Source organism: Lewinella sp., assembly GCF_050633125.1.
Taxonomy (GTDB): domain Bacteria; phylum Bacteroidota; class Bacteroidia; order Chitinophagales; family Saprospiraceae; genus Lewinella.
Window position 1 is genome coordinate 82,278 of the sequence record NZ_JBOEFX010000022.1, and the last position, 25,630, is coordinate 107,907.

The following is a 25,630-nucleotide window of genomic DNA, read 5'->3' on the forward strand; positions in this document are numbered from 1 at the left end:
TCGTAAATTTGTACTTTAGCCACAAAGTATAAATTTATGTTCCCTACTCGTCTTCTTACCCTCTTATTGTGCCTCGCTAGTATTAACCTGCTAGCGCAGCGTACCCCTATCGATTCTTCCCTGATGCTGAACTGGGAGGAGTATGATCCGCCCTCTACTTTGGTGGTGCCGGAAACGGAGGTGACGCACGCCAAGTTTCCTTTTATCGACGTGCATAGCCACCACTGGCGGATGGCTACCCAGGATTTGGATTTACTAATACGGCAGATGGATACCATGAACATGGGAATCGTCGTCAACCTGAGTGGTCGTGGTGGGCAGGCGCTGAAGGACATTATGGATCATGTCAATGCATCGGAGCATAAGAATAGAATCGTTTGTTTTACCAATATTGAGCTTAGATCGATTGATGAAGAAGATTGGTTGGAAAACACCCTCAAGCAACTGGAATTTGATGTGAGCATCGGTGCTCGTGGCTTGAAGATCTACAAGAGCCAGGGCATGACCAATACCGATAAGGATGGTAACCGCATCAGGATCAATGATCCTCGTATCGCGCCGGTTTGGGCCAAGTGTGGCGAACTAGGGATTCCTGTCATCATCCACTCTGCCGACCCTCCTTCGTTCTGGGAGCCGCACGACGAAAACAATGAGCGCTGGCTTGAATTAAAGCTGCGCCCCAACCGCAAGCGTGACGCTGATAATCCTGCTCCTTTTGAGACCATTCTGGGCGAAGCGCACGATATCTTCCGCCAGCACCGTGGCACAACCTTTATCAGTGCGCACATGAGCTGGTATGCCAATGACCTTGAACGCTTGGGGCAATTCCTGGACGACAACCCCAATGTGGTGGTAGAAATTGGTGCTGTCATCGCTGAGCTGGGTCGCCAACCACGCATGGCCAACCGCTTCTTTGAGCAGTACCAGGATCGCGTACTATTTGGTAAAGATTCCTACCAACCTAATGAATACCCTACCTATTTTCGGGTCCTTGAATCCGATGATGAATACTTCCCGTACTACAAGCGCTACCATGCTTTCTGGCGCATGTATGGCCTGAATCTACCGGATGAGGTACTGAAAAAGCTCTACTACAAAAATGCGCTGCGGGTGATTCCCGGGCTGGATGCGAGCTTATTTGAGGACTAAGAGAGAGGTATTTTGAACCACTTAAGGCATCAAAGGGAGTTTTTTTCTTGAACCATATGAGGGATTATAAGGAAATTTAAGGGGTATTCTGCTGGGTTAAATTCACGAATTTAGCTGGGAGAGGCATTTTGAACCACTTAAGGCACCAAAGTTTTTTTGAACTATGTAAGAGATTATAAGGGTATATAAGGGGTATCCTGCTAGGGTAAACAAACCAATTGGGTTGATGAGCTTGAACCACTTAAGGCACCAAAGGGTTTTCTTGAACCATATAAGGGATTATAAGGACATATAAGTACCTTTTTTATAATCCCTTATATTTCTTATAGTTCAATTAAATTCAGGAGAAAGGTTGTCTATCCTCCTAAAAGTCAACGATTTTCAGTAATTTAGTAGCGGTTATGATGCCAGTCAAGTATATTTTGCTGTGTATTGTTTTAGTTATTAGAATTCTACTCGATTGTTGAACCCCTCTGCTTATGGACGCTTTCTACCAGCTCCGCTATATAATTTTACTGCTCTGCCTGCTTACACTAAGCGGACTTCGTGCTCAGATTGATTATACGGAAACACCTGAAGACGATATTCCTCAGCAGTTTATCCAGCCCAATTTGCCACCACAAAATGTGCGGACCATGGGCGAATGGGAAGAAGTAGAAGGCCTGGTGATCGCTTGGGATGATGACTATACAGACATCCTTACTCAGATTGTTCGTTATGCCGTAGAGGAATGCCTGGTGTATATTATCGCTCCTGATTTTAGCACCCTTAGTATTCACCTTGCTGTAGCCCAGATTCCAACGGAGAACCTCCGCTTTATCTACTCGGGTTTCAACAGTGTTTGGATACGTGACTATGGCCCCTGGACGGTGTACCTCGACAAAGTTAACCAACGGGGGATTTCTGACTATCTGTACAATCGTCCTAATCGCACCCTTGACGATCAAATTCCTTACGAAGTAGCAGATTATATCGGGTCGCCGCTCTATAACGCTGATGAAAATCCCTATAGTTGGACACATACCGGCGGTAACTTTTTGCGGGATGGTGTAAGTTCTGCTTATTCTAGCGACTTGGTTTTGCGAGAAAACTCCGGAAAAACAGGTATAGAGATAGCCGAGTATGCCCGCCTGTTTTTCGGCATTGAAGATTATCGCATCCTCTCCCGTTTAAATTTTGATACGATTCATCATCTGGACATGCACATGCGTACCTTGGATGAAGAAACCATTGCCATTGGCGAATATCCGCCAGGAGTAGCAGATGGGCCGGTTATAGAAGCAAACCTGTCTCACCTGCGAAATCATTACCGCACGCCTTATGGCAAACCCTACCGTATTTTGCGTTTGCCCATGCCGCCGCAAGGCGGGCTATTCCCTCCGTTTGCGGATTACCGTACGTATACCAACAGTGTATTTATCAATAAAACTATACTGGTACCTATTTACGATGCGCCTTCGGATGAAATAGCTCTTCAGCTGTACCGCGATTATTTCCCCGGCTACCGCGTGGAAGGTATCAACTGTAATGAGATTATTGATGAATTGGGAGCGCTGCATTGTATTACTAAACTAATCGGGGTGAAGCGCCCGCTATGGATTGCTCATCCTCGCCTGCGAGATGTTTACGGGATACAGAATTCCTATCCCGTTGATGCCTGGGTTTACCATGAAACGGGTATTACCAATGTTACCCTTTATTATAGAACCACGCCTGAGGCCACTTTCCTACCCGTACCGATGACCAGGAACCTGGATGATCCAGCCCTTTGGCAGGCAGCAATTCCAGGAACACTTCCCGGCACCGAGGTGCAGTACTACATCGAAGCGTTTGCCAACAATGGAAAAAGACAAGTGCGGCCATTGCCAGCCCCAATAGGATATTACCATTTTCAAGTAAAGGATTGGACAAGTGCTCCCGTTGCCAAGTGGGTCCAAACGGAGCGAGAAGTGGCACCAGGAACCCGAATATTGTTTAGCAATGACTGCGAAGAAGGCCCCGTTTCCTGGGACTGGACATTTCCCGGTGGAAGCCCGGTATTGTCCAACGACGAGGAAGTCTCAGTAATGTACAATACCCCCGGTCATTATCTGGTTCGCCTAGTAGCGGCTAATCCGCTGGGGGCCGACACGCTCTTACGTACCAACAGCATCCGAGTAAGAGAAGCTTTCCTCCCCTTTTCTGAGGGCTTCACAGAAGGTGACCTCACTGCTTGGGAAATCATCAACCCCGATAATACTCCCGTACAATGGCGCTGGCGAGCCGACGGCGGCTGTAATGGGCCCTGCCTGGAAGTACCCCACCGGGACGCTCCACGAAAACTAAACCGCGAATACCTGCGTACCGCCATCGACCTACGAGAATATACCCAGGCCAGCCTTCAGTTTGGAGTAGCTTACGCCCAACGGCATCCCCTCCATTTTGATGAATTGAGGGTCAACCTGGTAGATCAGCAAGGACAGCACCATAATATTTATAACAAAGGCGGAGATGTGTTGTCAACCGTAGCCGAATACATACCAGGGTTCTTACCCTCCAATTGCAATGATTGGCGTACCGAATCCGTTGATTTATCCCCTTGGGAAGGGCAGCAGTTTATCCTGGAAATCGAAAGTATCGGTGATAAAGGCAACAGTATCTTCCTCGATGAGATCACACTCGCGGCTAATGCGCTACCACAAGCAAACATTGCCTTCCCCGCCAACAATACGCTCTATATTGGTGTAGGCCCACTCCAGCAAGTCATGCGGGTAGAAGCAAATGATAGCGACGGAGAAATCGTACAGGTCGATTTTTTTTTAGGAAGTGATTTTTTAGGAAGCGATCTAACGCCCCCTTACGAAATGCCTTACCTTATGCCCAACTGGGGCCACTACGACCTACAGGCTCGTGTGACCGACAATGAAGGCGCACAAATTTGGACCGAAACCATCACTGTTCGTTACGATTATGAAAACAGTACTTCCTTCTTGGGTAACCTTCCCGTAAGTGTAAACTTGGTTCCCAACCCCGTAAACACCAAGGCCGCACTAATCATTGAAAGTGAAGCTCCCTACCGAGGCCTGGAAATGACCATCAGCAACCCTGCCGGGCAAATTATCAGTCAGTGGAACGGTGATATTGGCAATGGTATTTCTCGTTTGGACTTACCGGTGGAATACCTCTCTGCGGGCGCATACTGGCTGCAAGTGAGGTATGAGGATCAACAACTCGTTTTGCCGTTGGTGAAGCAGTAGGTGCTAGCTGGTCAGGAGACCAGCAGGATATATCCTTGTAGTCTGGAGACTACAAGGAGCAGTGGATTTTAGGCGATTACGAAAATATTTTTCGCCGCTCTATTTTCGTTCCTAAATCAAAACGCTCATGTTAGTTTCCCAACTAATAGGTCATGGCCATCTCAGCTGGTCAGAGGACCAGCGGGATATGCCCTTGTAGTCTGGAGACTACAAGGAGCAGTGGATTTTGGGGGTTTGATGAAAATATTTTTTGCCTACTCATTTTCTTCTCTAAACTAAACCGCTCATGTTAGTTTCCTAACTAACATGCAATATCACGCTGGTCTCTCGACCAGCTTTCATCCTATCCTATATTTTTTTCAATCAAAAAAATAAAAGTCCCAGATTTTGGGACTCTAAAGTCGCACATTACAGATGTCTTATCATTCAATAACAATTTAATACGATAAAGATGTCTGCTTACAAAATCCATGATCAACACAAACCTCATTTCCTAACACTTACCACTGTCGGCTGGATTGACGTATTTTCCAGGGCCATCTATCGAGATATAATTTTGGAAAGTTTACGCTTTTGCCAGATTCACCGACAAATGACGATCAATGCTTGGGTCATAATGAGCAATCATTTGCATCTGGTCGCGAGAATAGACCCGCCCTATTCTCTCTCAGATACACTAAGAGATTTTAAAAAATTCACGGCAAACCAGATCATAAAGAGTATTAAACAATTGCCTGAAAGCAGAAAGGATTGGTTATTACAAGTAATGATCTACCATGCAAAGTTTAATGATAGAAATCGTATCCATCAATTTTGGCAGCAAAACAATTGCCCAAAGGAGATCAATAACTTAGGGTTTTGCTTGCAAAAGATAAATTACATTCATGAAAACCCAGTGAGGGCAGGGCTAGTAACTGAAAGACACCACTACTACCCAAGTAGCGCGATTGATTACACAGGAGGTAAAGGTTTATTGCCTGTAGAAATTATTTCCGCGTCTATGGTTTAAGGGATTATTGGAGTTTATGCTTCTTAGCTGGTCAGGGGACCAGCAGGATATATCCTTGTAGTCTGGAGACTACAAAGAGCAGTGGATTTTAGGCGGTTATGAAAATATTTTTCGCCGCCCTACTTTCGTTCCTAAACTAACGTGAGGTTGGGGGTTAATAANNTAATCGAGATATTTATCGCAGCGGTAAAGGCTTATTGCCTGTAGAAATTATTTCAGCGTCTATGGTTTAAGGGCTTATTGGAGTTTATCTCTTCCTTAGCTGGTCAGGCGACCAGCAGGATATATCCTTGTAGTCTGGAGACTAAAAGGAGCAGTGGTCAACAACTCGTTTTGCCGTTGGTGAAGCAGTAGGTGCTAGCTGGGCAGGAGACCAGCGGGATATGGCCTTGTAGTCTGGAGACTACAAGGAGCAGTGGATTTTAGGCGATTACGAAAATATTTTTCGCCGCCCTACTTTCGTTCCTAAACCAAAACGCTCATGTTAGTTTCCTAACTAACATCCAATATTCTGCTGGTCTCTCGACCAGCTTTCAACATTTCACAGCAAAGTCAAGGGTATTCGTTGCGCAGGCTTGGTGATAGGTGAACGATTTCGTCCCTTCAGAGTTCTTCAGGTGTAAATCGTTCAACCAAAGTAATCAAATCGCTAAGTATGAAAAACAGCTTAATATTCCTATTTTTGGGAATCTTCGTCATGGGAACCCATTTGTCGGCCCAGGAAGAAGGAGCCGCTAAAGGCAAGAAAAAAGGCCCTAAAACCTACGACGAAGTCATCACTCCTGATGCCCAAACCGACGAAGGCCTGTTTACGGTACACAAAGTGGATGGCAAATATTATTTCGAAATTCCTTTCACTATGCTAGAAGAGGAAATTCTGGTGGTAAGCCGAATTTCCGGCCACGTCAAAGGGCTCAATTTTGGAGGTGCAGGTATGAAATCACGGCCCCAACAAGTGGTCCGCTGGCAACGGAAGGACGATCAGATGTTACTGCGCTCTGTTAGCTACAACGATGTAGCCAATTTTGAAGATCCGGTCTACCGTTCGGTCAAGAACAATAACTTTGAACCTATCGTAGAAGTATTTCCTATTGCGACTTACAATCCAGACAGCACAGCAGTGGTCTTTGAAGTCAATAGTCTTTTCACCACTGACATTCCCATGATTGGTGCCCTCCGGGCCAATGAACGTGAACGATTCAAAGTAAAAGCATTGGACAAAGGCCGCAGTATGATTTCCTGGATGAAAAGCTTCCCGGAGAATACCGAAGTGCGTCATATCCTCACCTATAACGGTGGCAAAGACCTTCCCGACAACCAACTGACGGAGACCCTATCCATTGAGATGAATCAATCTTTTATTCGTCTGCCCGAAAAGCCTATGCAACCACGGCTTTACGATGAGCGTGTAGGGTATTTCTCGCTGGAGCAAACCAACTACAGCCTTGATGCTCAACGTGCTGAGAGTCGCCGCTACATTACCCGTTGGCGACTAGAGCCCAAAGACCCCGCAGCATGGGCACGCGGAGAGTTGGTAGAACCCGTCAAGCAGATTGTTTACTACATCGACCCAGCAACACCGGAGGAATGGGCACCTTATATTATTCAAGGTGTCAATGATTGGCAAAAAACTTTCGAAGCAGCTGGTTTTAAAAATGCTATTGTGGGCAAACGCGCACCTACGCCGGAAGAAGACCCGGATTGGCATCCAGAAGATGTTCGCTACAGCGTTATCCGTTATATTACCACTGAAATACAAAACGCACAAGGGCCACACGTACACGATCCTCGCACTGGTGAAATTTTGGAAAGTGATATCCTTTGGTACCACAACGTAATGAACCTCCTGCGCAATTGGTACATGATGCAAACGGCAGCTGTAAATCCCGATGCTCGCGGCGTGAAATTCGCGCCTGAGGTTATGGGAGAACTGATTCGTTTTGTGGCTGCTCACGAGGTAGGTCATACTCTGGGCTTGCCGCACAATATGGGGTCAAGCGTAGCTTATCCGGTAGACAGCCTCCGCGCTCCCGGTTTCGTTCAGCGCATGGGTACCGCTCCTTCTATCATGGACTATGCGCGCTTTAACTATGTAGCTCAACCTCAGGACGAAGGTGCTGGTTTGCACCCCCGCATTGGCCCTTACGACGAGTGGTCAATCATTTATGGATACCGCCCGATTCCCGAAGCTGCCAATGCAGAAGCAGAACGCCCTATCCTGAATAGCTGGGTGAAGGAAAGAGCGGGCAACCCACTGTTCCGTTTCGGTGCCCAAACGCGTAACGTACACGACCCTTCGTCACAGACGGAAGACTTGAGTGATGACCCCATCCAGGCCAGTACCCTTGGCCTTGCCAACCTCAAGCGCATCGTTCCGGAATTGCGGGAATGGTCTTACATCGAAGGCATGCCCTTTAAAGACTTAGAAGAATTGTACGGTAATGTCTATTCGCAGCTAGGCCGCTATACCCGCCACGTAGCTACCAATGTAGGCGGCGTATACGATTATCGCAAGACCGCCGATCAGGAAGGCGAGGTCTATACTGCTGTGCCTGCTAGACGCCAAGCTTCAGCGGTAGCCTGGTTAAACCATAACATTTTCTCGACCCCAGAATGGCTGCTTGACGAAGCAATTCTTCGTCGTATTTCTCCTAACAGTGCCCTCGAAAGAATACAGCGACTACAGGCCAGTGCATTGAATACGCTGATGAATGTTGATCGCCTGCACCGGGTCATCGAGAATGAAGCCAGAACGAGTGACCCCTACACACTTGGTCAGCTATTTGAAGACCTTACCGTAAGGATCATGTCAGAATTAAGAACCAATGATATCCCGGATGCTTATCGCCGCAATCTCCAGCGTACCTACCTGGCGCAGCTCATTGAGTTTACAGAAAGTGAGGATAAGAAGGTAAAGCAATCGGACATTTCTGCTTACGCACGGGCGGAATTACGAAAACTCCAGCGGACGATGACACAACGATTAACAGCGGGTAGCCATCCTCATTGGCTTGATTTACAAGCGAGTATTACGGATGCTTTGACAGTAGACTAAGATCTTCTTTTACCCCAGCAACTGTATCAAAAGAAAAAACAGGATAGGCCAGGGATTTAACGGGATTCAACAGATTTACACGGTTTTCTTTAAAAAAAGCTGTGCTAACCATTCAAACCCGTTCTATCCGTGGCCTATTCTACATGGCTGAAAGCTGTTTCAGTTATTGAAGCTGCTTCCGGCCGGCTAGTTATCAGGCGCAGTGCGAGAAGCGCCCACTTCACTTACCCTCCTACCCGGTACGCTATCACTGGCCGAATACGGGTGTCTTCCAGTGCGCGGAGGGTGACGGTGCGGCCCCGTACCTCGTCACGCTCTAAACGGTAGTAGTAATACCCCTCTTTATCCAAGTCCATCTCGTAGCGGCGACTGCCCATGGTGAGGAACATTTTATCGGGCCCTGTGAGGCGAATGCGAAATACCAGCGCCGTTTCTCCGGTAGGGAGGATACCTTCTATTGGTGAAAAGCCTGAAAGTTCCCACGTTTGCGGAATACGGAAAATACTGGGCTGGTTGACAAACTCTTCGGCCGTGCGTGTTTCCGGTAGCAACTGCCAGCGCTCATCGGCAGGAAAATGCCGCAGAAAGAAATCCTCGGGCGCTTGCATAAAGAGATCATCATCAAAAGAACTCGTAAACTTGCTTACCTCTGGATCAGTATACCCCGATGCCCAGGTCGCATCCAACAGGTGCCATTTGCCGTCGATCTCTACAGCATTCCAGGCATGATTTTCAGGTAACCGCGCGGGGTTGTAGCGGCGTGTACCAGATCGGGAGGTTCCGCTTACTACTTCGGCATTTAGGCCTGCGGCCTCACACATGGCATCAAACAGGATGGCATAGCCTGCACAAACGCCAAGGTTTTTCTCAAAAGCGCGGTCCAAAATTTCGGGGCGGGTACGTGCTTTTCTGTCTTCTGACTTTCGATGAAACTCTCTGCAATCGTAGCTCATTGAAGTGGCTACGTAGGTAAAAATGGCACGAGCCTTCTCCAGCTCTGTGGTATAGGGAGCTACCAGCTGTTGGGTCGTTGCAGACAGGTCACCACTGGCCTTGAAGTTCATCGCATGTTGATCTATAGCCGCAAAATCCTGAGCTTGTAAGAGCAACAGACCGCCGAAAAAGAGTAATAATGAAAGGAGTAAAGATGCGCGTAACATATTTGATTGTTGTTTTTAGAGAGGAAATAAACCGCAAAACCTAGTGCCCAATAGCAGCAGGGTTGCATTGCTAATTTAGACAAAAAAAGGCTATTCTAGCAGCATATATCTCTCAAAAACGCGCTGTTATGACTGGGCGTGCCCACTTCGTGGTCGCTACGTTTCAGGGCTCGCTACTCGCTCGGCTAGCTCTCCGATGAAATCGGATCGCTATCTGGCCTCCTGCTCGTCGGCCACCCTTACACATCGCTCACGCATTTGTGAACTCACATGGCAAGTTGATACCTTTATTTTTCAAAAGAAGTATGTATATTTAGTATAGCACAAAAATAACCGCAGCAATGGAAAACCCCAAAGAAGACGACCACATAAAAGATGCAATGGCTACCCACAATCATGCAGAAGCTGAATATGGGCTTAGTGCGTGGTTCGGAGCCATTTTTTACTTTCTTATCAACTTCGGAAGAATACCTTTCAAGACACTGAGCGACCAGAAATACCAGACCAGGAATGTATGGACAGGCTGGCTATTTAGAATGATTTTGATTTTTGGCGGGCTCGGGCTCGCAATATTTTTACTTTCCTGAATTTCGAGTTAACGTAATAACAAGACATCTCCACTTACAACTTCCGCCCGAGCGGAGGTAGATTCGGTAGCGGGCAAAAGCGTATACTCTATTTGATAGAGATAGACATTCTGTTCGGCAGGATCACCGTTTTGGCGTTTGCCGTTCCAGCCCTCATCAGGATTATTGGATTGAAAAACCAAGCCCCCCCAACGGTCAAAGACTTGCATTTGATAGTCACTTAAACTGCCCGAAAAACCGATATTGAAAACATCGTTGCTACCATCCAAATTCGGAGAGAAAACGTTGGGGACGAATATCCGCACCGCATTTTCGACTAAAATCAACTGGCTAGTACTGTCAACACAATTTCCAGGACCTTCCACTCGCAAATTCACCAAATAAGCCCCAGCGTCCGTAAATGTATGTAGCGGGCTAAAGAGCGTACTGCTGGTGCTATCCCCAAATGTCCATGCCGTTTCGTAAATGGGGCCTGTGCTCGTATTTTCGAAGGTGACATCGTTATTCAGCGTATTCACGCCTCTGGGGTCGTAGGTAAAGCTGGCCGCTGGTTGCTCGAAAATCTGAATGGGAGTGCTGACATCAACCGTCGTCTGGCAGTTTGCTGCGTAAATGATTGTCACCCCAGTGAGATAATCACCCTCGGTTTGATAAGTATGATCAATCGTTGGGCTTGCTGTCGACGCTACGGTTCCATCTCCAAAAGTCCACTCGTACCCGGCAGAGGGGATAGCCGCAAGGTCTGTAAAAGTGACGGTGTGAGGCGCACAGCCCGCGGGCTCGTCCAGTACCAGCTCACTGGCAGGCAATTCCGCCACCTCTACCAAGACAGCGTAATTATTTGAACAATCACCCGCATCTGAAAAACTCAACTCAAAAGTTCCTGCACCGCTGAGGCCGGGATCGAATAGTCCCGTTGTATTATTGATAATCCCTGGTCCGGCCCAGATGCCATTTTCTGTATTGGTCCCCACGGTTACCGGTGTGCTGGCGGTACACAGAACATCGGGATAATCCAGTAAAGGTGGCTCCAGCACAGTAATTTGTACAGAATCCAACTTGGTACACCCCTGATTACCGATTGCTTCTACGTAATAGGTAACGCTTTCGGCAGGGCTGACCGTGACGGAACGAGTGGTGTCAGAAGTTGTTCCATCAGTCCAGTTGAGCGAATAGTTAGAGACAAAATCCAAGGTGATACTTTCCCCTGGACAAATGGTCATATCCTCCGGTACTTCTACATTTACGCGTTCAACCACCACCTGATCGATCCACACATAAAAGCCCAACATGAAATTGTCATTAGCTACCGTGAAGGTCGAGGTAGAGACATTCCCCATGTAGCCAATATAAAGGTATTCGTAAGCCTCAGGAGCGGTATAAGTGAATTGTACCTGATGCCAAACCGTATCACCGATAACCATTTCTGTCGCTACCCACTGATCGGCCATTAGTGAGAAATCAGCAAGGTTAGCATTAAAAAACGGTGTTGGTGTATCCGAGAAGAAGACGCCCCATTGATTGGTTTCGTAAAGATTGTCTGGATTGTCTTTTTTATTATTTATCCAAAAAGAAATTTCGTAACAATCACCGGGCACCAGGGGTTCCAATAGTTGGGTACCTGCCCATTCTTTTGTGCCGTCGGCACCATTGCCCTTATAAGCTCCAAGCACACCACCACCTTCATAGGGCATACCACAAGTGCTATCTCCCTCCCCTTGAGGGCAAGGGTTGAGCAAGGTCAGGTTACTACCAAACTCAATGTCCACATGGTGATGATCTGGCGTGCCATTGGCTTCATACCAATGAGTGAGGCCACTCAGTGTTCCCGGAGGCGAATTATTACTGTTTGGATCCCAAATTTCGAACCCCGGATCAGCAATCAAGTTCTGCGCAGAGAGGGTATTGAGACCTCCTACAAGCAAGAGTAGCAAAAAGCAGGAAACAGTAATTCGCATCTTATCAGGTTTTAGAAAAAAGCCCCTGCCAGGTTCGTAATTGTATTGCGCAGAAAATAAAATGCGATTTTATTTAGGTTTTTCAAATAGTTAAAACACTTTAAATGAACCGTTTATTCAACTATTATGAAAAACAAAATCACATTTTATTTTCGTGCTGTTCCTTTACTACGATCACCCGGCAGAGGACAGTTAAAGGTTACTCACCTTCTTTCGGGGGAAATTATTAGACTTATTTATGCGGGGCATGAATGAGCGAAAGCGAAGCCAATTTTATTTCGATCAAGGCAAAAATCGTAGGCGATGCCGTAGCATCGGCGAGGCTTTTTAACGCAGAGCGAGATAAAATTGGCCGCTTGTAGCCATTTGATGATCCCGTAGAACAAGTCTACTGCTTAACAATCCGCTTGATAGCCGTACCGGCTTCCGTTTGGATGGTTAAAATCAAAATGCCTTGCGGTAAATTTGCAAGATCCAGGCGAGTAATATGGTTGTTGAAGTCCAGATTAACTATTTGTAGTACCTGTCCAGTCACGTTGGTCAATATAGCCTGTTGTGGCTGCTGACCTTCTGCTTCGTACTGGAGGTAAACGAATTCACCAGCAGGGTTAGGATACACCAAAAACTGGCTGGAAATTTCCGTTTCCTGTACACCTACCAAGATGATATCGTCACAGTTTTCGTCAACGTCATTGTTCGGAATTTCTTCCGCATCAGGGTTGATGAGAGGGTTGGTATCGTCACAATCTTCATCAGAGTTGAAACCATCCATATCTGCATCGATGATCAGTATTTCGTCATCACAGTTTTCATCAACGTCGTTGTTCGGAATTTCTTCCGCATCAGGGTTGATGAGAGGGTCGGTGTCGTCACAATCTTCGTCAGAGTTGAAACCGTCCATATCGGCATCGATGATTAGGATTTCATTATCACAGTTTTCATCGATATCGTTGTTCGGAATTTCTTCCGCATCAGGGTTGATGGCCGCATTGGTATCGTCACAATCGTCAGCGATACTGAAGCCGTCCATGTCTGCATCAATAAAGTTATTGTAGCGAACAACTGTCAAGTCATTTTGAGTTGTTGGGGTCGCCGAAGCTCCCACCAAAATCACCTTACCATCAGGCTGTAGAGCACTACCATTGGAAAAGGCAAATAAGGTCGAGGTCAAGGTTCTTACGACGCCATTTTCACCCCAGGTAGAATCAGGCACTCCCATTGCATCAAAACGAGCCGCAAAAAACTGGCGAGGCCCACCTTGGAAGAAGGTACCACCGCTTTCACCGCTGGCGATGATTTTACCGTCAGGCTGCACTAAAATTGAAAACCCTCGGTCGTGAATATCAACATCTACAAAGGAAACACCATTGGTACCAAAGCCAGCTACTGGAGCGCCATCTTGGTCATAAGCAGCCAGCACAAGGTTGTCCCCTTGGTTGGTAGAGTTTTGGCCAGTAACAAGGATATTGCCATTAGGGTGAATGGCCAAATCAAAGCCGGTGCCCTGATAAGGTGCCAACACCCCGCCGTCGGTACCAAAACTTGCATCAAGCCCACTACCGTCATTGAGTACTTTGTAAATAGAAATTCGATCTGTTCCGGCAGGCTTCGCCCGACCAGAAACGAGGAGGTGCCCATCAGGTAAAATCTCCATACTGCGAATATCTGTAGTGATGGAATCAGTATTCCAAACAAATGCACCATTCGTACCAAAAGTACTGTCGACTACACCGTTTGCCGTAAACTTGGCTACCACGGACCGGTAGAAAGAGAATCCAGGAATCTGGCTGACACCTCCTACAAAAATAGAACCATCGGCAGCAACCTCTAGCGTACGTGCATAATCCTGCATAGTGTCGATAGACAATGTGGCTATACCATTCGTTCCAAACAAAGTGTCCAGTACACCATCCGCCGTTACTTTATATACCGCCATACTTAGGTCGTTGAGGGTATTGGCGTAATCACCAGCAATCAGAAAGCTTCCATCATCTTGAATATCCAGGTCGTACGGGATATCAGATCCGGCAGGGTTATCAACGAAGAAGTACCCATTATTAGCAAAAGTAGAATCAATAGTACCGTTTTCTAACAGACGTACCATCTCTACATTGAGGTTATTAGAGCCATAAGACCCCGAGGCAAGGACGACAATTTTGCCATCGTCCTGAATCTCTACATCGTTGGCTGTTTCATTAGCTTCGATGAAATCCAGCAAGAGTACGCCCGTCTGGGCAAAGGTAGAGTCAAGTCCTCCGTCTTGTGCATTCGCAGTGAAGACCAAGCATCCAAGTAAAAAAGTTAGTGTAAAAATCTTATTCATAACAATAGCTTCAATTGTGAACATTTTCAAGGCGATAGGTTTACTACCTAATCGCCTTGGCAAAGATCACCGCATTGAAGCGAGCAAAAAAATACAAATTTATAAATTTTATTTTCTCTAAAAACATTTATATATGTATAAAAAGCTGTACTATAGCTTATAAGAATACAATTCAAGTTTAAAAATATTTTGAAAACGCTTCAAAAAAGCAAAATAGCCCGCCAACTTAGTTGCCTGAGTACCAAGGATCAGCAACATTTCCTGCTATTTGTAAACTCTCCTTACTTTAATACGAACCAGTCTACTGCAGATTTAGCAAGCTACCTACTTGGCCCTCCGTGCTGTAACTGGGGCACAATAACCAAGCAGGGTATTAGTCGGGCATTATTCCGTGGTGAAGTCTACAATGAAAGCAAAATAAACGCCTTAATGACCAAGCTAATGGCATTGTTGCGGCGTTTTGTACTGCACCACCAGCTGGAAGAATCTCCTCTTGCAAAAGAGTTGATCTTGAAGAATATGCTAGGCTATGGTATGCACGATTGGTTTGCTCAGGAGTATCAAAAAATGTCCGATACACAGGCAGAACGGCAGCTAAAACTAAACGAGCAACAAATACATTGGTTAGATGATTTAGAAAAGGCTGTACCCAGTGAATTGCTAGTGGAGAATATTCAACTGGCTACACAAACGTACTTCAAGAACAGCCTGGAGTATGCTTGCACCCTTGTTCAGATAGCGCAAACCACCCAAACAACCATTGACACAAAAGTGGTCACTAGAATACACGATCAATTAATTGATCAGTGGCCCGAACTATTAAAAATCCCCCTCATTAAACTCTACTATTACAACCTAAAGGTAATTTGGGGACAAGAAAGAGAAGCTGCCTATCAGCAGTTAAAACAGGTCTTCTATGACCATACAAACCAATGGGAAGAGAGAGACTTATTCAACGCTTATCGAAGTATCATAAATTTTTGCGTCCGCAAAACGAATACCGGTGACAAGTATTTCCAACGCGAAACTTTACGCATCTATCAATTCATTATCCAGAAAAAACACATCCTCAAAAACGGCCAAATCAAGCAGGTCACTTACAATAATGTTATCTCCCTTGCTTGTCTGGAAAAGGAATTTGCCTGGGCTAAAGAATTTGCCGAAGATTTCAAAAGCTTTCTTGCTCCTGAGGTACAAAAAAATGCCTATTTTTTCAATTCCATGAATATCCTCTACCATGAGAAGGACTACTCTTCCTCGCTGGGAATTATGCAGAAGGTCAATTTCACCAGCGTACAATACCAGGCAAAGACTAAGATTATTCAACTCAAAATTTATTACGAACTAGCAGAATGGCTGCTATTGGATGCCGCACTCAATAGTTTTCGTTTATTTCTTTTGCGAACCAAAAAATCGGGCTTACACTCCGATCAACTGCTGGTTTTTATTCGCTTTCTGCGCCAGCTGGCTAAGATCAGAGAGAAAAAAAACATCGTCACCGACACAAAATACCTCCGATTACTGGCAGCTTTGAAAACCAAAATAACGGCTTCGCCTAAAACTACTTTTGACCAACGCTGGCTGTTGCTAAAAATAGGCGAGCAAGGGGCGTTTATTTAAAAAAGAAAATAGAAGAGCATTAAAGCATATTTTTTACTAGGTGGCGTGCCCACTTCGTGGTCGCTACATTTCAGGGCTCGCTGCTCGCTCGGCTAGCGATCCTGATTAAATCGGACTAGCTAGCTTTGCCCTCCTGAGACAACCTCGAAAACAAAGAGAACGCTTCCGGCCAGGCCTCTCCCCTACTCCTCCGGGTGCATGCCCGTGCTCAACTCAAAACCACCACCCATTTCGGGGACGATCTGAAAATAAAAAGCGGTAGGTGCCTTATAATCACCAAAGTGCCTTACCCCTTGCATATCGCATTGCATGTTGTACACCCGGATGGTGCGTCCCTCCTGAGCGACGGTGTAAAACCCTTGGGCAAACCATTTCATCCGGTCGGCCAGTTCGGGGTCTAGCCCATCGAGCAGTTGCTCGTTGATGGGGAAAGATTCGAAGTCAATGGTATTGTCTGCTAGCATCGAGTATTTGCCCAAGTGGAGTTGCTCGCCATCATTGGCTACGCCGTACCAGACCATATTACCGACCTTTACCGGTACCGTGAGTATTTCTTCATACTTAATATCCTGTTCGGCCAGAGCAGCAGCAAATACGTCCTCAATGTGGGCTTTATTGACGAACGTAAACAAGAGGTAAGCGGTACTCACCAGCAACCCTATCTGGTTAGGCAGCGCCCTACGCTTGGCATCCGGCGCAAATCGAAAAACACTAAAGAGCACACCCGCTAGCAACGGTACCGTATAAAACGGATCGACAATATTGATGCTATCAAAAGATACTCGCCAATCGGTGAATGGCAGAAAAAGTTGTGTCCCGTAAGTCGTAAAAGCATCGAGCAAAACATGGGTAAACAAGCCCAAAAAACTCAGTACCCATAGCCGCCAGTAAGCTTCTGTCTTGGTCACTTTGAGCTGGCTTAAAACATAGGCGATCAGCAGTGCTCCGAGGATACAAAATAGCACCGAATGGCTGTATCCCCGATGGATACTGATCTTTTCCAGTGGCGTAAAGAAAGGCGTTATCAAGACGTCCAAGTCAGGGATTGTGCCTATCACAGCACCAATAATGGCCGCTTTGCCGCCAATCTTCTTACCTAGTATTGCTTCGCCAACCGCAGCTCCTAAAGCCGCTTGTGTTAATGAGTCCATAATCGTTACATGCCTTCTGTGCCACCGCCTTTGAGAGGCTAGGCAGATGTATTTTGTGTGCCCTTCACGGGCCTGTTTATAACCACCCTTCGAGTCGTCAACTCGATTGCAGGTCGGTTCTCAGCGGATACGTTGATACATTTGTATCTTATCCATATATCCATTTTCTTCTTTGAAAAAACCTTTAATTATTCCGCTTACCTCAAAGCCTGTGTTCTTATAAAGATTGTACCCCAATTCATTAGAAGCGTATACATCCAGCCAAAGAATTTCAATTGCTGAGTTGTTTTTTGCCCATTCAATTGCACTTTTCATTAGGGCTTTCCCGAGGCCTTGGTTTCTCCAAGCTTCTTTTATGCCCATCCCAACCATCGCAGTATGAGCCATTTTCAACCGCTTGCTTCCTGTTATATCTAAATTACCAATAAGTTCTCCATCGCATTCGGCTACAAGTAAAATGCCGTTTGGACTTTCTCTGTACTCCTCAATTATATCTAATTCACGCCCTATATCCTTGGGGTATTCCTCCAAAGTCCAAGGTAGTGTAGACGTATTTTCAATATAGCCTCTTTTTAAATCCATCAAACCTTGGGCTTCTTTGTCTTCAGGAACTCTGACTGTAATTTGACTACCCGATTTTAACGTATATACTTTATTTTGAAATTTCATTGGATCTTTTTCTATTAAGGTAATCTGCTCACAGCATTAAGCACAAAATTACCGTATTATTAGAATGATACACTGGAAGGCCAACCTCTATTACTTTTCCTCTTCCCTTTCCCATTCCACTACACCTGAAACCACCCGTGTGAGGCTGTCTACCTGGGTATAAGCAAAGTAGACTTTGTCTTCGTGCATGGTGATGACAGGAAAGCCGCTCTGCCGCGAAGCTTCCACTTCGGCCAGCACCAGTTCTTCTTCTTTTTCGCCTTGGAGGTTGACGCACGCCAAGCGGATTTCTGCCGCTTCTTCGGTCTGCTCCAGCCAGGTAACTATCAGTTGATCATCTTCCGTAAAAGCCAAACCTACGCGTCCCAACGGCAAGCCATGATCCAGACGAACGGGTGCACTAAAACTCGCCCCCTGATCCGTAGAGAAAGCCATTCTCACCTCACTTTTCCCTTCAGGTGCGGTAAACCAGGCTACGGCGACGTTGTCTCCTTTGGCTTTGATGACCGGGCCATTGACGGGGCAGCCCGCTATTCCCCAGTTGTCTTGATGAACCGCAGTAGGGGCTTGCCACTGGCCAGCTACCTGGCGAACGATGTAAATGTCTCGTATTTCTTCCTCTGAACGATCGCGGTAGGCTACGATAGGACCATTGGAGGTGAGTGCAGCACTGGTATGGCAGCAGTCACAAACCCGAGCGTCTAACTCAACTTCTTGGCTGAGCGTTCCCGTTGGATCAACAATTGCAGCACGGAGCGTCATGGCACCACCATGGCCATGGCCGTGATCGTCAGAAGGGGCTTCGTACCCCTCGTCTTTAGTATTGCGGCCATCCAACCAGGTGACGAATACCTGCTGCTCAGACATAGGGAGCATACTCACAAAACCGTGTTCGGCCGCAATGCTATCGCGGTGTGGGATGAAAGATGGCGACCAAGTCTGCCCGCCATCTTGCGACAGTGAGAGGTGTACATCGTAATCGTAGGTTCCTTCGGCGCGCATTTGCAACCAGTGGGCGACCATCATTTGATCGTTTTCCGGATAGGTGACCAAGGAAGGAAAGTCGGCCCAATTGACGAACCAATCAGAACCCTGTGCGATTTCCTGAGGCGCCCCCCATTGCCCATTTTCCAGGCGCGCGAAGCGCAGGGCGTCGGTGCTGTCGTTGAGAAATTCTACCCAAGAGAGGTATACTTCGCCATTTGTGGAGGTAAACAAGCGGCCTTCGCCACCTTCTTTACAAGGTGTAGCAATTTCTTGAATGACTGGGGTGGCTTCTTGTTCGACAGCTGTTTCTCTCTGGCAGCTCCAGAGAAACAGTATGAAACAAACGTAAATGATGGTTCTTAGCATGATTGGTACTTTTGAGTTAGGCTAATTTTTAGTCAAAATGGCTCCGTATTATTAAGAGGATCTTATTTCTCGCAAAATGTCCCCATTTACAGCCTTTGGACTAAAATTAAAAGCGTGTCAGGGAATCCCGAAAAAGGAAACCCCGACACGCTCTTTTCTTATCCAAGACCTTTTTACTTGACTTGAACGTTGGATTACCGCTGAAGAATAACCTTTTCGTGCATCTGGTAACCATTTCCATTAATACGGATTAGGTAGATACCATCTGGCAAAGTGGCCAAATCAAGGGTTTGAGTACTTTGCAAAGATTTTGCAGGAATCAATACTTTTCCAGTCACACTGATCACAGAAATCATTGCCTCCTGGTAATCGTCCAGTGTAGGAACAGTAACCGTTATCACATCGGCCGTAGGGTTAGGGCTGATGTTGACATCAATATCAAATCCGGCTTCGTTGGTACTGGAAACATCACCAGGTGTAGCAATTTTGAGGGTATTCTCCGTTCTATTGACGAACCAGAAGTTGCCATCAGGACCAATCTTGATGCCCGTCATGCCTATCTCACCTGTAACAATACGCGTAATTTCAGCAAAATCATTTGCCATGTCATAAGCAACAATATCGCCCGTGCCGTAGTCACCAACGTAAAGCACACCTTCGTAAATTTCAATTCCACAAGGAGCTTCCAGTCCACTGTCAATGATTGTTTCTACGGTAAAGCCTGTAATGCTCAGGTGTTCCGTCAGTGGCTCATTGATTTCGGCAAGGTTAATCGAGCCTGTTCCTGAATTAATATCCAGGCGCATCACGCGATCATTACCATTGTCTACAAAATACAGCCAGCCCGTAGCTTTATCCAACACCAAGTGGTTGGGAATATCACTATCTGCTGTAATACCAATTCCCTTGTAGCGATACACCAATCCATCAGAATGGTCATCGTTGCCAGGGCCATGATCATCAACAAAATCATAGCGAACAATATCTTTGTTCCAATTATCATATACCCAGAATACGTTATCTACCTCGTGAGCAATTCCCATAGAGAAAGGGCTACTGTGTAGCATATCCAAGTGGCTACCATTTCCGCCGGAAGGCTGGGCATAGATTTCAGGGTCACTCGACCAAAGTGTTGGGCCCGTAAAGGTTCCACCACCGTGGTTAGCATCTTGTACACCTGCGGAGCTGGCGAAGTTGAAGTTGTCATCGCTAAAAGCGATACCCGTTGGCAAAGACATAAAGTGCCAGGCGTTGCCATCTACTTTCTCTTCAAAAGTAGGTGTTTCAGAGGTACTTCCTGTCATCGTCATGGTACTACCTCCGCTATTTTCTACGCGTTGGTTAATGACCCATAGTTCATCTTTACCCAGAATAGGAAAGAAGTCCAAATCCGTAGGCTTATCAAGAGAACTTGCTGCACCTTCTACTTCTGAAATAACAGCAGGAGCTGCCGCAAATTCATCGATTTTATTCGGAGGAACAACCAAGTCAAATATCTCAGAATCAAAAGACAAAGCATTGTTTGTCTGATCTCCGTCGTTCGTCATGTTGACTGAAACGATCGACACCGCCACCTCAAAAACACCAGAGCTAGCAGGCACCCAGGGAGTACCCAACGTAAAATGATAATAACTGAACGCAGCGATATCCAAGTCTTCCAATACTTCGACAATCGGAGTACCTCCATCAATGGTATAACTAACCTCTAGCGTGGTGATTGGGTTCGCGCCAATATTGTAAAGAGTTCCGCCAATAGCAATCGCTCTATCTACTTCGCCAAACAATCTACTGTCTAATTCAACTAGCGAAACCTCCAAAGCGGGAGGCACCTCTATCTTAACATTATCGATAGCAAAACCGTAAAGCCAGCCACCATTATCGTCATAACGAAAGCCAACGAGCACATTTTCTTCCCCAGCATAAGCACTGAGGTCAACGCTGTGACGATCCCAGCTACCATGACCATGCAGGTCTTCCAGTACCGTCCAGTTGGCACCGCCATCTAAGGATACTTCAATTGTAGCATCCTCTTCGTTTCCCTGGTAGGCCTGATCGGTATAAAAAGCATCAAAACTCACGATCACGCTACTCAAACCACTAAGGTCTTGTGGTGGCATAATCAGATATTCATCGCTTTTGTCACAATTGCACTCATCATCATTCGTCCCAATAATCCGACTAGAGCCGTTATTTTCAATGGGGAAAAATTGGCTTGACAATGCCGCCGCCGTTCCCACTAACCAACCTCCGTCGCTAGCGCTTGTTGCAACAGTCCAACCGTCGGGGAAAGCCCCTCCTTCAAAGTCTTCCTCAAAAATGACTTGAGCAGAAATACCGCCCAACATCATCAGGGATAATAAAAGCGTAAAAGTTAATTTATTCATTTTCCTGATTATATGATTAAAAGTAGCCGAAAGCATTCTTGCCTCCGGCCTAATAATATGATTAATGGTTGTATTAATGGTTATGTCCATCGTGGTCGCCGTGGTCATGGCCATCATGGTCGTGCCCTTCGTGATCGTCGTGAGAATGACCTTCTTTGGCGTTTTCGTTCTTTACGTAATCCATATTACAAACGGGGCATGTGCCTGGCTCTTCACTACCAGACCCAGAGCAATACATAGGGCAAATGTAAGCAGAGGTGTACTCCTTGCCTTGCTGCTCCGTGCCATCGCCATGATCGTGGCTATGGCTTCCACAAGCTGTAAACAAGGCACTTGAGCCGATAAAGGCTACCAAAAACATTAGCAATTGTACATTTTTCATTTTCTGAATTTATAAAAGGTTAATAATACTGGTTATGTGATTTTGCGTAAGTGATGTGGAGTAGCTGCCCCCTAGGGCAGGATGCCGCAGCAAGCGGCAGCCGAGCGAATAGCGAGCTACGTAACGTAACGCCCCCGCAGGGGGTACGCCCCAATGATAACCAATCCAGAGGAGTTGGTGAATAGCAGTTTAGTCCGTCTCATTACTTACAAGTGTTTCTTCAATGATACCACAGCGCAACATGGCCTCTCCAAAATAGGGGTTCAATACTTTATCCTCTGCGCTTAGCCAATCAGCGCCATTGTCGCCAAAGGCCATCGGGCAATGTTGCACATACAAAGTATCCGTGTGTGCTCCAAAAACCTTGACCGTCTGGATAAGCGCCTGCGAAAGAAAATCAAATTGCTGCCGCTGGACTTCAAGGTCAGTGCTGGTCGTAATTTTTTCACTGTGGGCTTGCAGTGCTTTAAATTGTTGCATCCAATACAGGTGCGCATCACCTTTCAACTTTGCCATATCTACCTTGCCTAGTGCCTGATGCATATCCTGAGCAGCGGCTTCTGCAGCCGCCACATCGGAGGCTACAAGTGCATCTTTTAAAAGCAAGTAAGCGCTTACGGCACCCGCCAGTTGTTCCTTGAACGTTTCTGGGGCGAGGGCTTTATAATTGGGCAGTGCTGCGGCCACAGAGGCATCCTTTTTGAGTGTTACCTCGCGGTTCATCATACTCGCCTGGTTATTGAGTTGTGCTGCGGCATCAATCGCAAAGCTGCCGTGGGTAACGACCTCTTCGCCGCTAGCTAGTCCACGGACAACTTGATAAAAGTTACCGACTCCTTCACCTATCTCTACTTCCCGGTACTGAAACGAAGGTACAGTAGTCTCAGGAATTTTGACGTACACCACCGAACGCGGCCCTGTCCAAAGTACTGCAGATTTGGGGACCATCAAGGCTGCATTGCTACCGGCCGTTTGTGACAAACTTCCGTACACCAACATCTCTGGCTTGAGCAATCGTTGCTGGTTGTCTACCTCTGTGCGTAAAGAAGCCGTGCGGGTACGAGGATTGATGACTGGATCGATGAAGGTTATCCGTGCATTAAACGTTCTGTTGGGAATTGCAGGTGTCGAAAACTCAATACGGTCTCCTAGTTTAAGGTGCGCCAGGTCGTCTTCATAAGCCTCGAAGAGCACCCATACTTTGCTGAGGTTGACCAGCGCAAAAAGAGGCTCTCCCTGGCGGACATAATCGCCAACGTTCACCATTTTATTGGTCACCACTCCACTTTCATCCGCAAAGACTGTAAAGGTTTCCTGGATCACGCCTTCCTCTTCGACACGGGTGATCGCTGCTTCTGGAATTTTCCAATAACGCAGCTTATTGCGCGCTGCGGTAAGTAGCCCAGGGTTGACGTCGGCAAGCTTGCGAGCTTCGAGCAGCTCTCGCTGGGCGGTAATCAATTCTGGGACGTAAAGGTCTGCCAGTTTTTGTCCTTTGGTCACCTGCTCACCGGTGAAGGTGACGTACAGTTTTTCGATACGCCCAGGTACATGAGCCACTTGGGAAGAAGCCAGGCGTTCGTCGGCCTGCACGGTTCCTGAAAGGCGTAGCGTTTTGCTGCCGGCACTACCGGATGCCCCAACGATGGTTGTCTGAATATCCGATAACCGAATGGCCTCTTCTGTCATCTGTAGTACGAGCGGATCGTTAGAGGCATTTTCCTCCAATTGAATGAGATCCATGCCACAGATAGCACAGTCGCCGGGCTCACTTTGTCGAATTTGAGGGTGCATAGAACAGGTCCAGATAGCCTCAGTGCTACTGCTAGCCATGCTACCGCTATGATCGTGAGCAGGCGCTGGAGTGGTTGTCCTAAAACTCATAATCGCTACGCTCAGCAAAGCTCCCAGGAGGATGCCACCGAAGCCAAACAGCCATTTTTTATTGCTTTGTTGATCCATGATTATTATTATTTTCGTGCTGTTCTTTATTTAATAGCAACGAATTGCTCTATTTTACTTTTTGCCAAATGTGTTTGTACACTGGCTTTTAACAATTGCAGGCGATAGCGGATAAGGTCTTGTTCCATGCGCAGCAGCTCCGCAAAATCGCCGCCTTGGGCACTGTATTGGTCTTGCAGAATCTGCAAGGTGGTTTCAGTCAGGCTGATCTGTTGTTCCAGAAAAGCCTTTTGTAACATGGCGGAACGATGGTTACTGTAGGCCTGTTCCACCATAGCCAGCATTCGGCTAAGGGTATTTTCTTCTTGCTGAGCGAACCCCTGGATGCGGAATTGCTCTTCGCGCTCGCGGGCACGGTACTGCTCTCTAAAAAGCGGCACTTTGACGGTCGCGCGCAGTTGTAAAATATCGCGACCGTTGTTGGTAATGACGGCATTGTCTCGCTCATTGACCATGATATAATCAACGCCGATGCCGAAGGAGGGCCTCGTATTCAGGTCGTTCAACGCAATCATTTGACGAGACACTTCTTGCTGTTGCTGGAGCATCCGCAATTGTGGATGGTATTGACGGAGGCAAGCTTCGAGTGTATCTTGTTGGAAGGGCAGTGCTGTAAATGACAGACTATCTTCCAAGAATAAAGGCTCCCTCAAATCTCGCTGGCGCAGTTGATTGATAATGACGGTGGGGCTCACCTCTGCTTCGGCCAGTAAAGCTAGTTGTTGTTGCAATTCTTCTTTTTTCAACTGTACGCGCAGCACATCTGCCAGGGTAGCACGGCCACTTTCGACTTTTGCCAGGGCCAGTTGTTCCAAGGCATCAAGGAGCTTTATATTTTCCTCAATGATGGTTTGGCTGTGCTGTATTTCATAAAGCTGGAGATAGGCTTGTCGCAATTCAAAAAGCAGGTTGAGCGCTTCTGCATCGATACGTTCGTAAGTCGCTTTAGCCTTTGCTATTTCTACCTTTTCCTTTTGGGCCAGGGTGCCAAACCAGGGAAACATCTGGGTAGCACTTACTCGCAGGGCTTGAGGCCCCAGTCGGGTCTCTACCGGCAGTGGAAAACCACCCAAGCCCAGCTCCGTATCAGGGAGTGAACTGACTTGGGGTGCGCGCTCAAGGGCTGCAAAGTACTCGCTCTCCAGTGCTTTCAAGGCGGGGTTATTCCCTAACACCTCCTCCATTAATACTTCCAGTGATTGCGCATGCAGGCTGGTGGTTAGGAGTAAGAGGAGTATGAAAAATATTTTATTCATGATTGCTTTTTTTACTGGATGGAACGCGGATTTAACGGGATTTAACAGGATTACCTTCGGTGATCGTCACTCCGCTCCTCTGAGTTTACACGGTTTTCCTTTTTTTATAAAATCTGCGTCAATCCGTCTGATCCGTTTGATCTGTGGCCCACCCTATTCTTCTCACTCGCCATTCCTCGCGCAGTGCGAAAAGGACGGGCACCGTAAACATCGTTATCATTTGCAAGCTCATCCCGCCAAAGGAGGGAATGGCCATCGGTAGCATAATATCCGATCCGCGGCCAGTGGACGTGAGGATCGGGAGTAAGGCCAAGATGGTAGTAGCCGTGGTCATCATAGCGGGACGTACCCGGCGGAGGCCACCTTCCACTACAGN

17 protein-coding genes are annotated in these 25,630 nt (G+C 46.8%); 6 read left to right on the forward strand and 11 right to left on the reverse strand.

Annotation, left to right across the window (positions count from 1 at the left end):
• The first annotated feature begins 36 nt into the window (after positions 1-36).
• The 4 genes from ACRBG0_RS06945 (at position 37) to ACRBG0_RS06960 (ending at position 8,449) form a co-directional block, all read left to right on the forward strand.
• A complete protein-coding gene (locus ACRBG0_RS06945) occupies positions 37-1,149 on the forward strand; it encodes an amidohydrolase family protein (RefSeq protein ID WP_431486181.1) in 1,113 nt (370 codons plus the stop codon).
• A gap of 479 nt (positions 1,150-1,628) precedes the next feature.
• Complete coding sequence (locus ACRBG0_RS06950; RefSeq protein ID WP_431486182.1) at positions 1,629-4,385, forward strand: agmatine deiminase family protein; 2,757 nt, start codon at positions 1,629-1,631, stop codon at positions 4,383-4,385.
• A gap of 451 nt (positions 4,386-4,836) precedes the next feature.
• Positions 4,837-5,394, forward strand: a complete 558-nt coding sequence (locus ACRBG0_RS06955; protein ID WP_431486183.1) for an REP-associated tyrosine transposase — start codon at positions 4,837-4,839, stop codon at positions 5,392-5,394.
• Positions 5,395-6,049: 655 nt separating this feature from the next.
• On the forward strand, positions 6,050-8,449 hold the full coding sequence (locus tag ACRBG0_RS06960; RefSeq protein WP_431486184.1) for a zinc-dependent metalloprotease: 2,400 nt from the start codon (positions 6,050-6,052) through the stop codon (positions 8,447-8,449).
• 224 nt (positions 8,450-8,673) lie between these two features.
• On the opposite strand, the gene ACRBG0_RS06965 is transcribed toward ACRBG0_RS06960, so the two are convergent.
• A complete protein-coding gene (locus ACRBG0_RS06965; protein ID WP_431486185.1) occupies positions 8,674-9,609 on the reverse strand; it encodes a transglutaminase domain-containing protein in 936 nt (311 codons plus the stop codon).
• A gap of 341 nt (positions 9,610-9,950) precedes the next feature.
• Here ACRBG0_RS06965 and ACRBG0_RS06970 point away from each other — a divergent pair, with 341 nt between their 5' ends.
• Positions 9,951-10,196, forward strand: a complete 246-nt coding sequence (locus ACRBG0_RS06970) for a hypothetical protein (RefSeq protein ID WP_431486186.1) — start codon at positions 9,951-9,953, stop codon at positions 10,194-10,196.
• 8 nt (positions 10,197-10,204) lie between these two features.
• Here the strand turns inward: ACRBG0_RS06970 and ACRBG0_RS06975 are convergent, their stop codons facing one another.
• Together ACRBG0_RS06975 and ACRBG0_RS06980 are read right to left on the reverse strand one after the other, a co-directional pair.
• Entirely contained in the window at positions 10,205-12,154 is a 1,950-nt protein-coding gene (locus tag ACRBG0_RS06975; RefSeq protein WP_431486187.1) for a PKD domain-containing protein, read from the reverse strand.
• A 388-nt stretch (positions 12,155-12,542) separates the two neighbouring features.
• Positions 12,543-14,477 (reverse strand): MopE-related protein, encoded by a 1,935-nt coding sequence (locus ACRBG0_RS06980; protein ID WP_431486188.1) that lies wholly within the window; start codon positions 14,475-14,477, stop codon positions 12,543-12,545.
• A 189-nt stretch (positions 14,478-14,666) separates the two neighbouring features.
• Here ACRBG0_RS06980 and ACRBG0_RS06985 point away from each other — a divergent pair, with 189 nt between their 5' ends.
• On the forward strand, positions 14,667-16,097 hold the full coding sequence (locus ACRBG0_RS06985; RefSeq protein ID WP_431486189.1) for a hypothetical protein: 1,431 nt from the start codon (positions 14,667-14,669) through the stop codon (positions 16,095-16,097).
• Positions 16,098-16,279: 182 nt separating this feature from the next.
• Here ACRBG0_RS06985 and ACRBG0_RS06990 read toward each other — a convergent pair whose 3' ends face one another.
• The 8 genes from ACRBG0_RS06990 to ACRBG0_RS07025 form a co-directional block, all read right to left on the reverse strand.
• Positions 16,280-17,248 (reverse strand): metal-dependent hydrolase, encoded by a 969-nt coding sequence (locus tag ACRBG0_RS06990; protein WP_431486190.1) that lies wholly within the window; start codon positions 17,246-17,248, stop codon positions 16,280-16,282.
• A gap of 120 nt (positions 17,249-17,368) precedes the next feature.
• Positions 17,369-17,917 (reverse strand): N-acetyltransferase family protein, encoded by a 549-nt coding sequence (locus tag ACRBG0_RS06995; RefSeq protein WP_431486191.1) that lies wholly within the window; start codon positions 17,915-17,917, stop codon positions 17,369-17,371.
• 90 nt (positions 17,918-18,007) lie between these two features.
• On the reverse strand, positions 18,008-19,270 hold the full coding sequence (locus ACRBG0_RS07000) for a sialidase family protein (protein WP_431486192.1): 1,263 nt from the start codon (positions 19,268-19,270) through the stop codon (positions 18,008-18,010).
• A 194-nt stretch (positions 19,271-19,464) separates the two neighbouring features.
• Positions 19,465-21,654, reverse strand: a complete 2,190-nt coding sequence (locus ACRBG0_RS07005) for a T9SS type A sorting domain-containing protein (protein ID WP_431486193.1) — start codon at positions 21,652-21,654, stop codon at positions 19,465-19,467.
• A gap of 73 nt (positions 21,655-21,727) precedes the next feature.
• Positions 21,728-22,036, reverse strand: coding sequence for a heavy metal-binding domain-containing protein (locus tag ACRBG0_RS07010; RefSeq protein WP_431486194.1), 309 nt, complete (start codon positions 22,034-22,036; stop codon positions 21,728-21,730).
• 189 nt (positions 22,037-22,225) lie between these two features.
• Entirely contained in the window at positions 22,226-23,998 is a 1,773-nt protein-coding gene (locus ACRBG0_RS07015; protein ID WP_431486195.1) for an efflux RND transporter periplasmic adaptor subunit, read from the reverse strand.
• 26 nt (positions 23,999-24,024) lie between these two features.
• Complete coding sequence (locus ACRBG0_RS07020; RefSeq protein ID WP_431486196.1) at positions 24,025-25,254, reverse strand: TolC family protein; 1,230 nt, start codon at positions 25,252-25,254, stop codon at positions 24,025-24,027.
• A 118-nt stretch (positions 25,255-25,372) separates the two neighbouring features.
• The coding region (locus ACRBG0_RS07025) for an efflux RND transporter permease subunit (RefSeq protein WP_431486197.1) at positions 25,373-25,629 on the reverse strand (257 nt) is incomplete at its 5' end.
• Position 25,630: the final 1 nt, after the last annotated feature.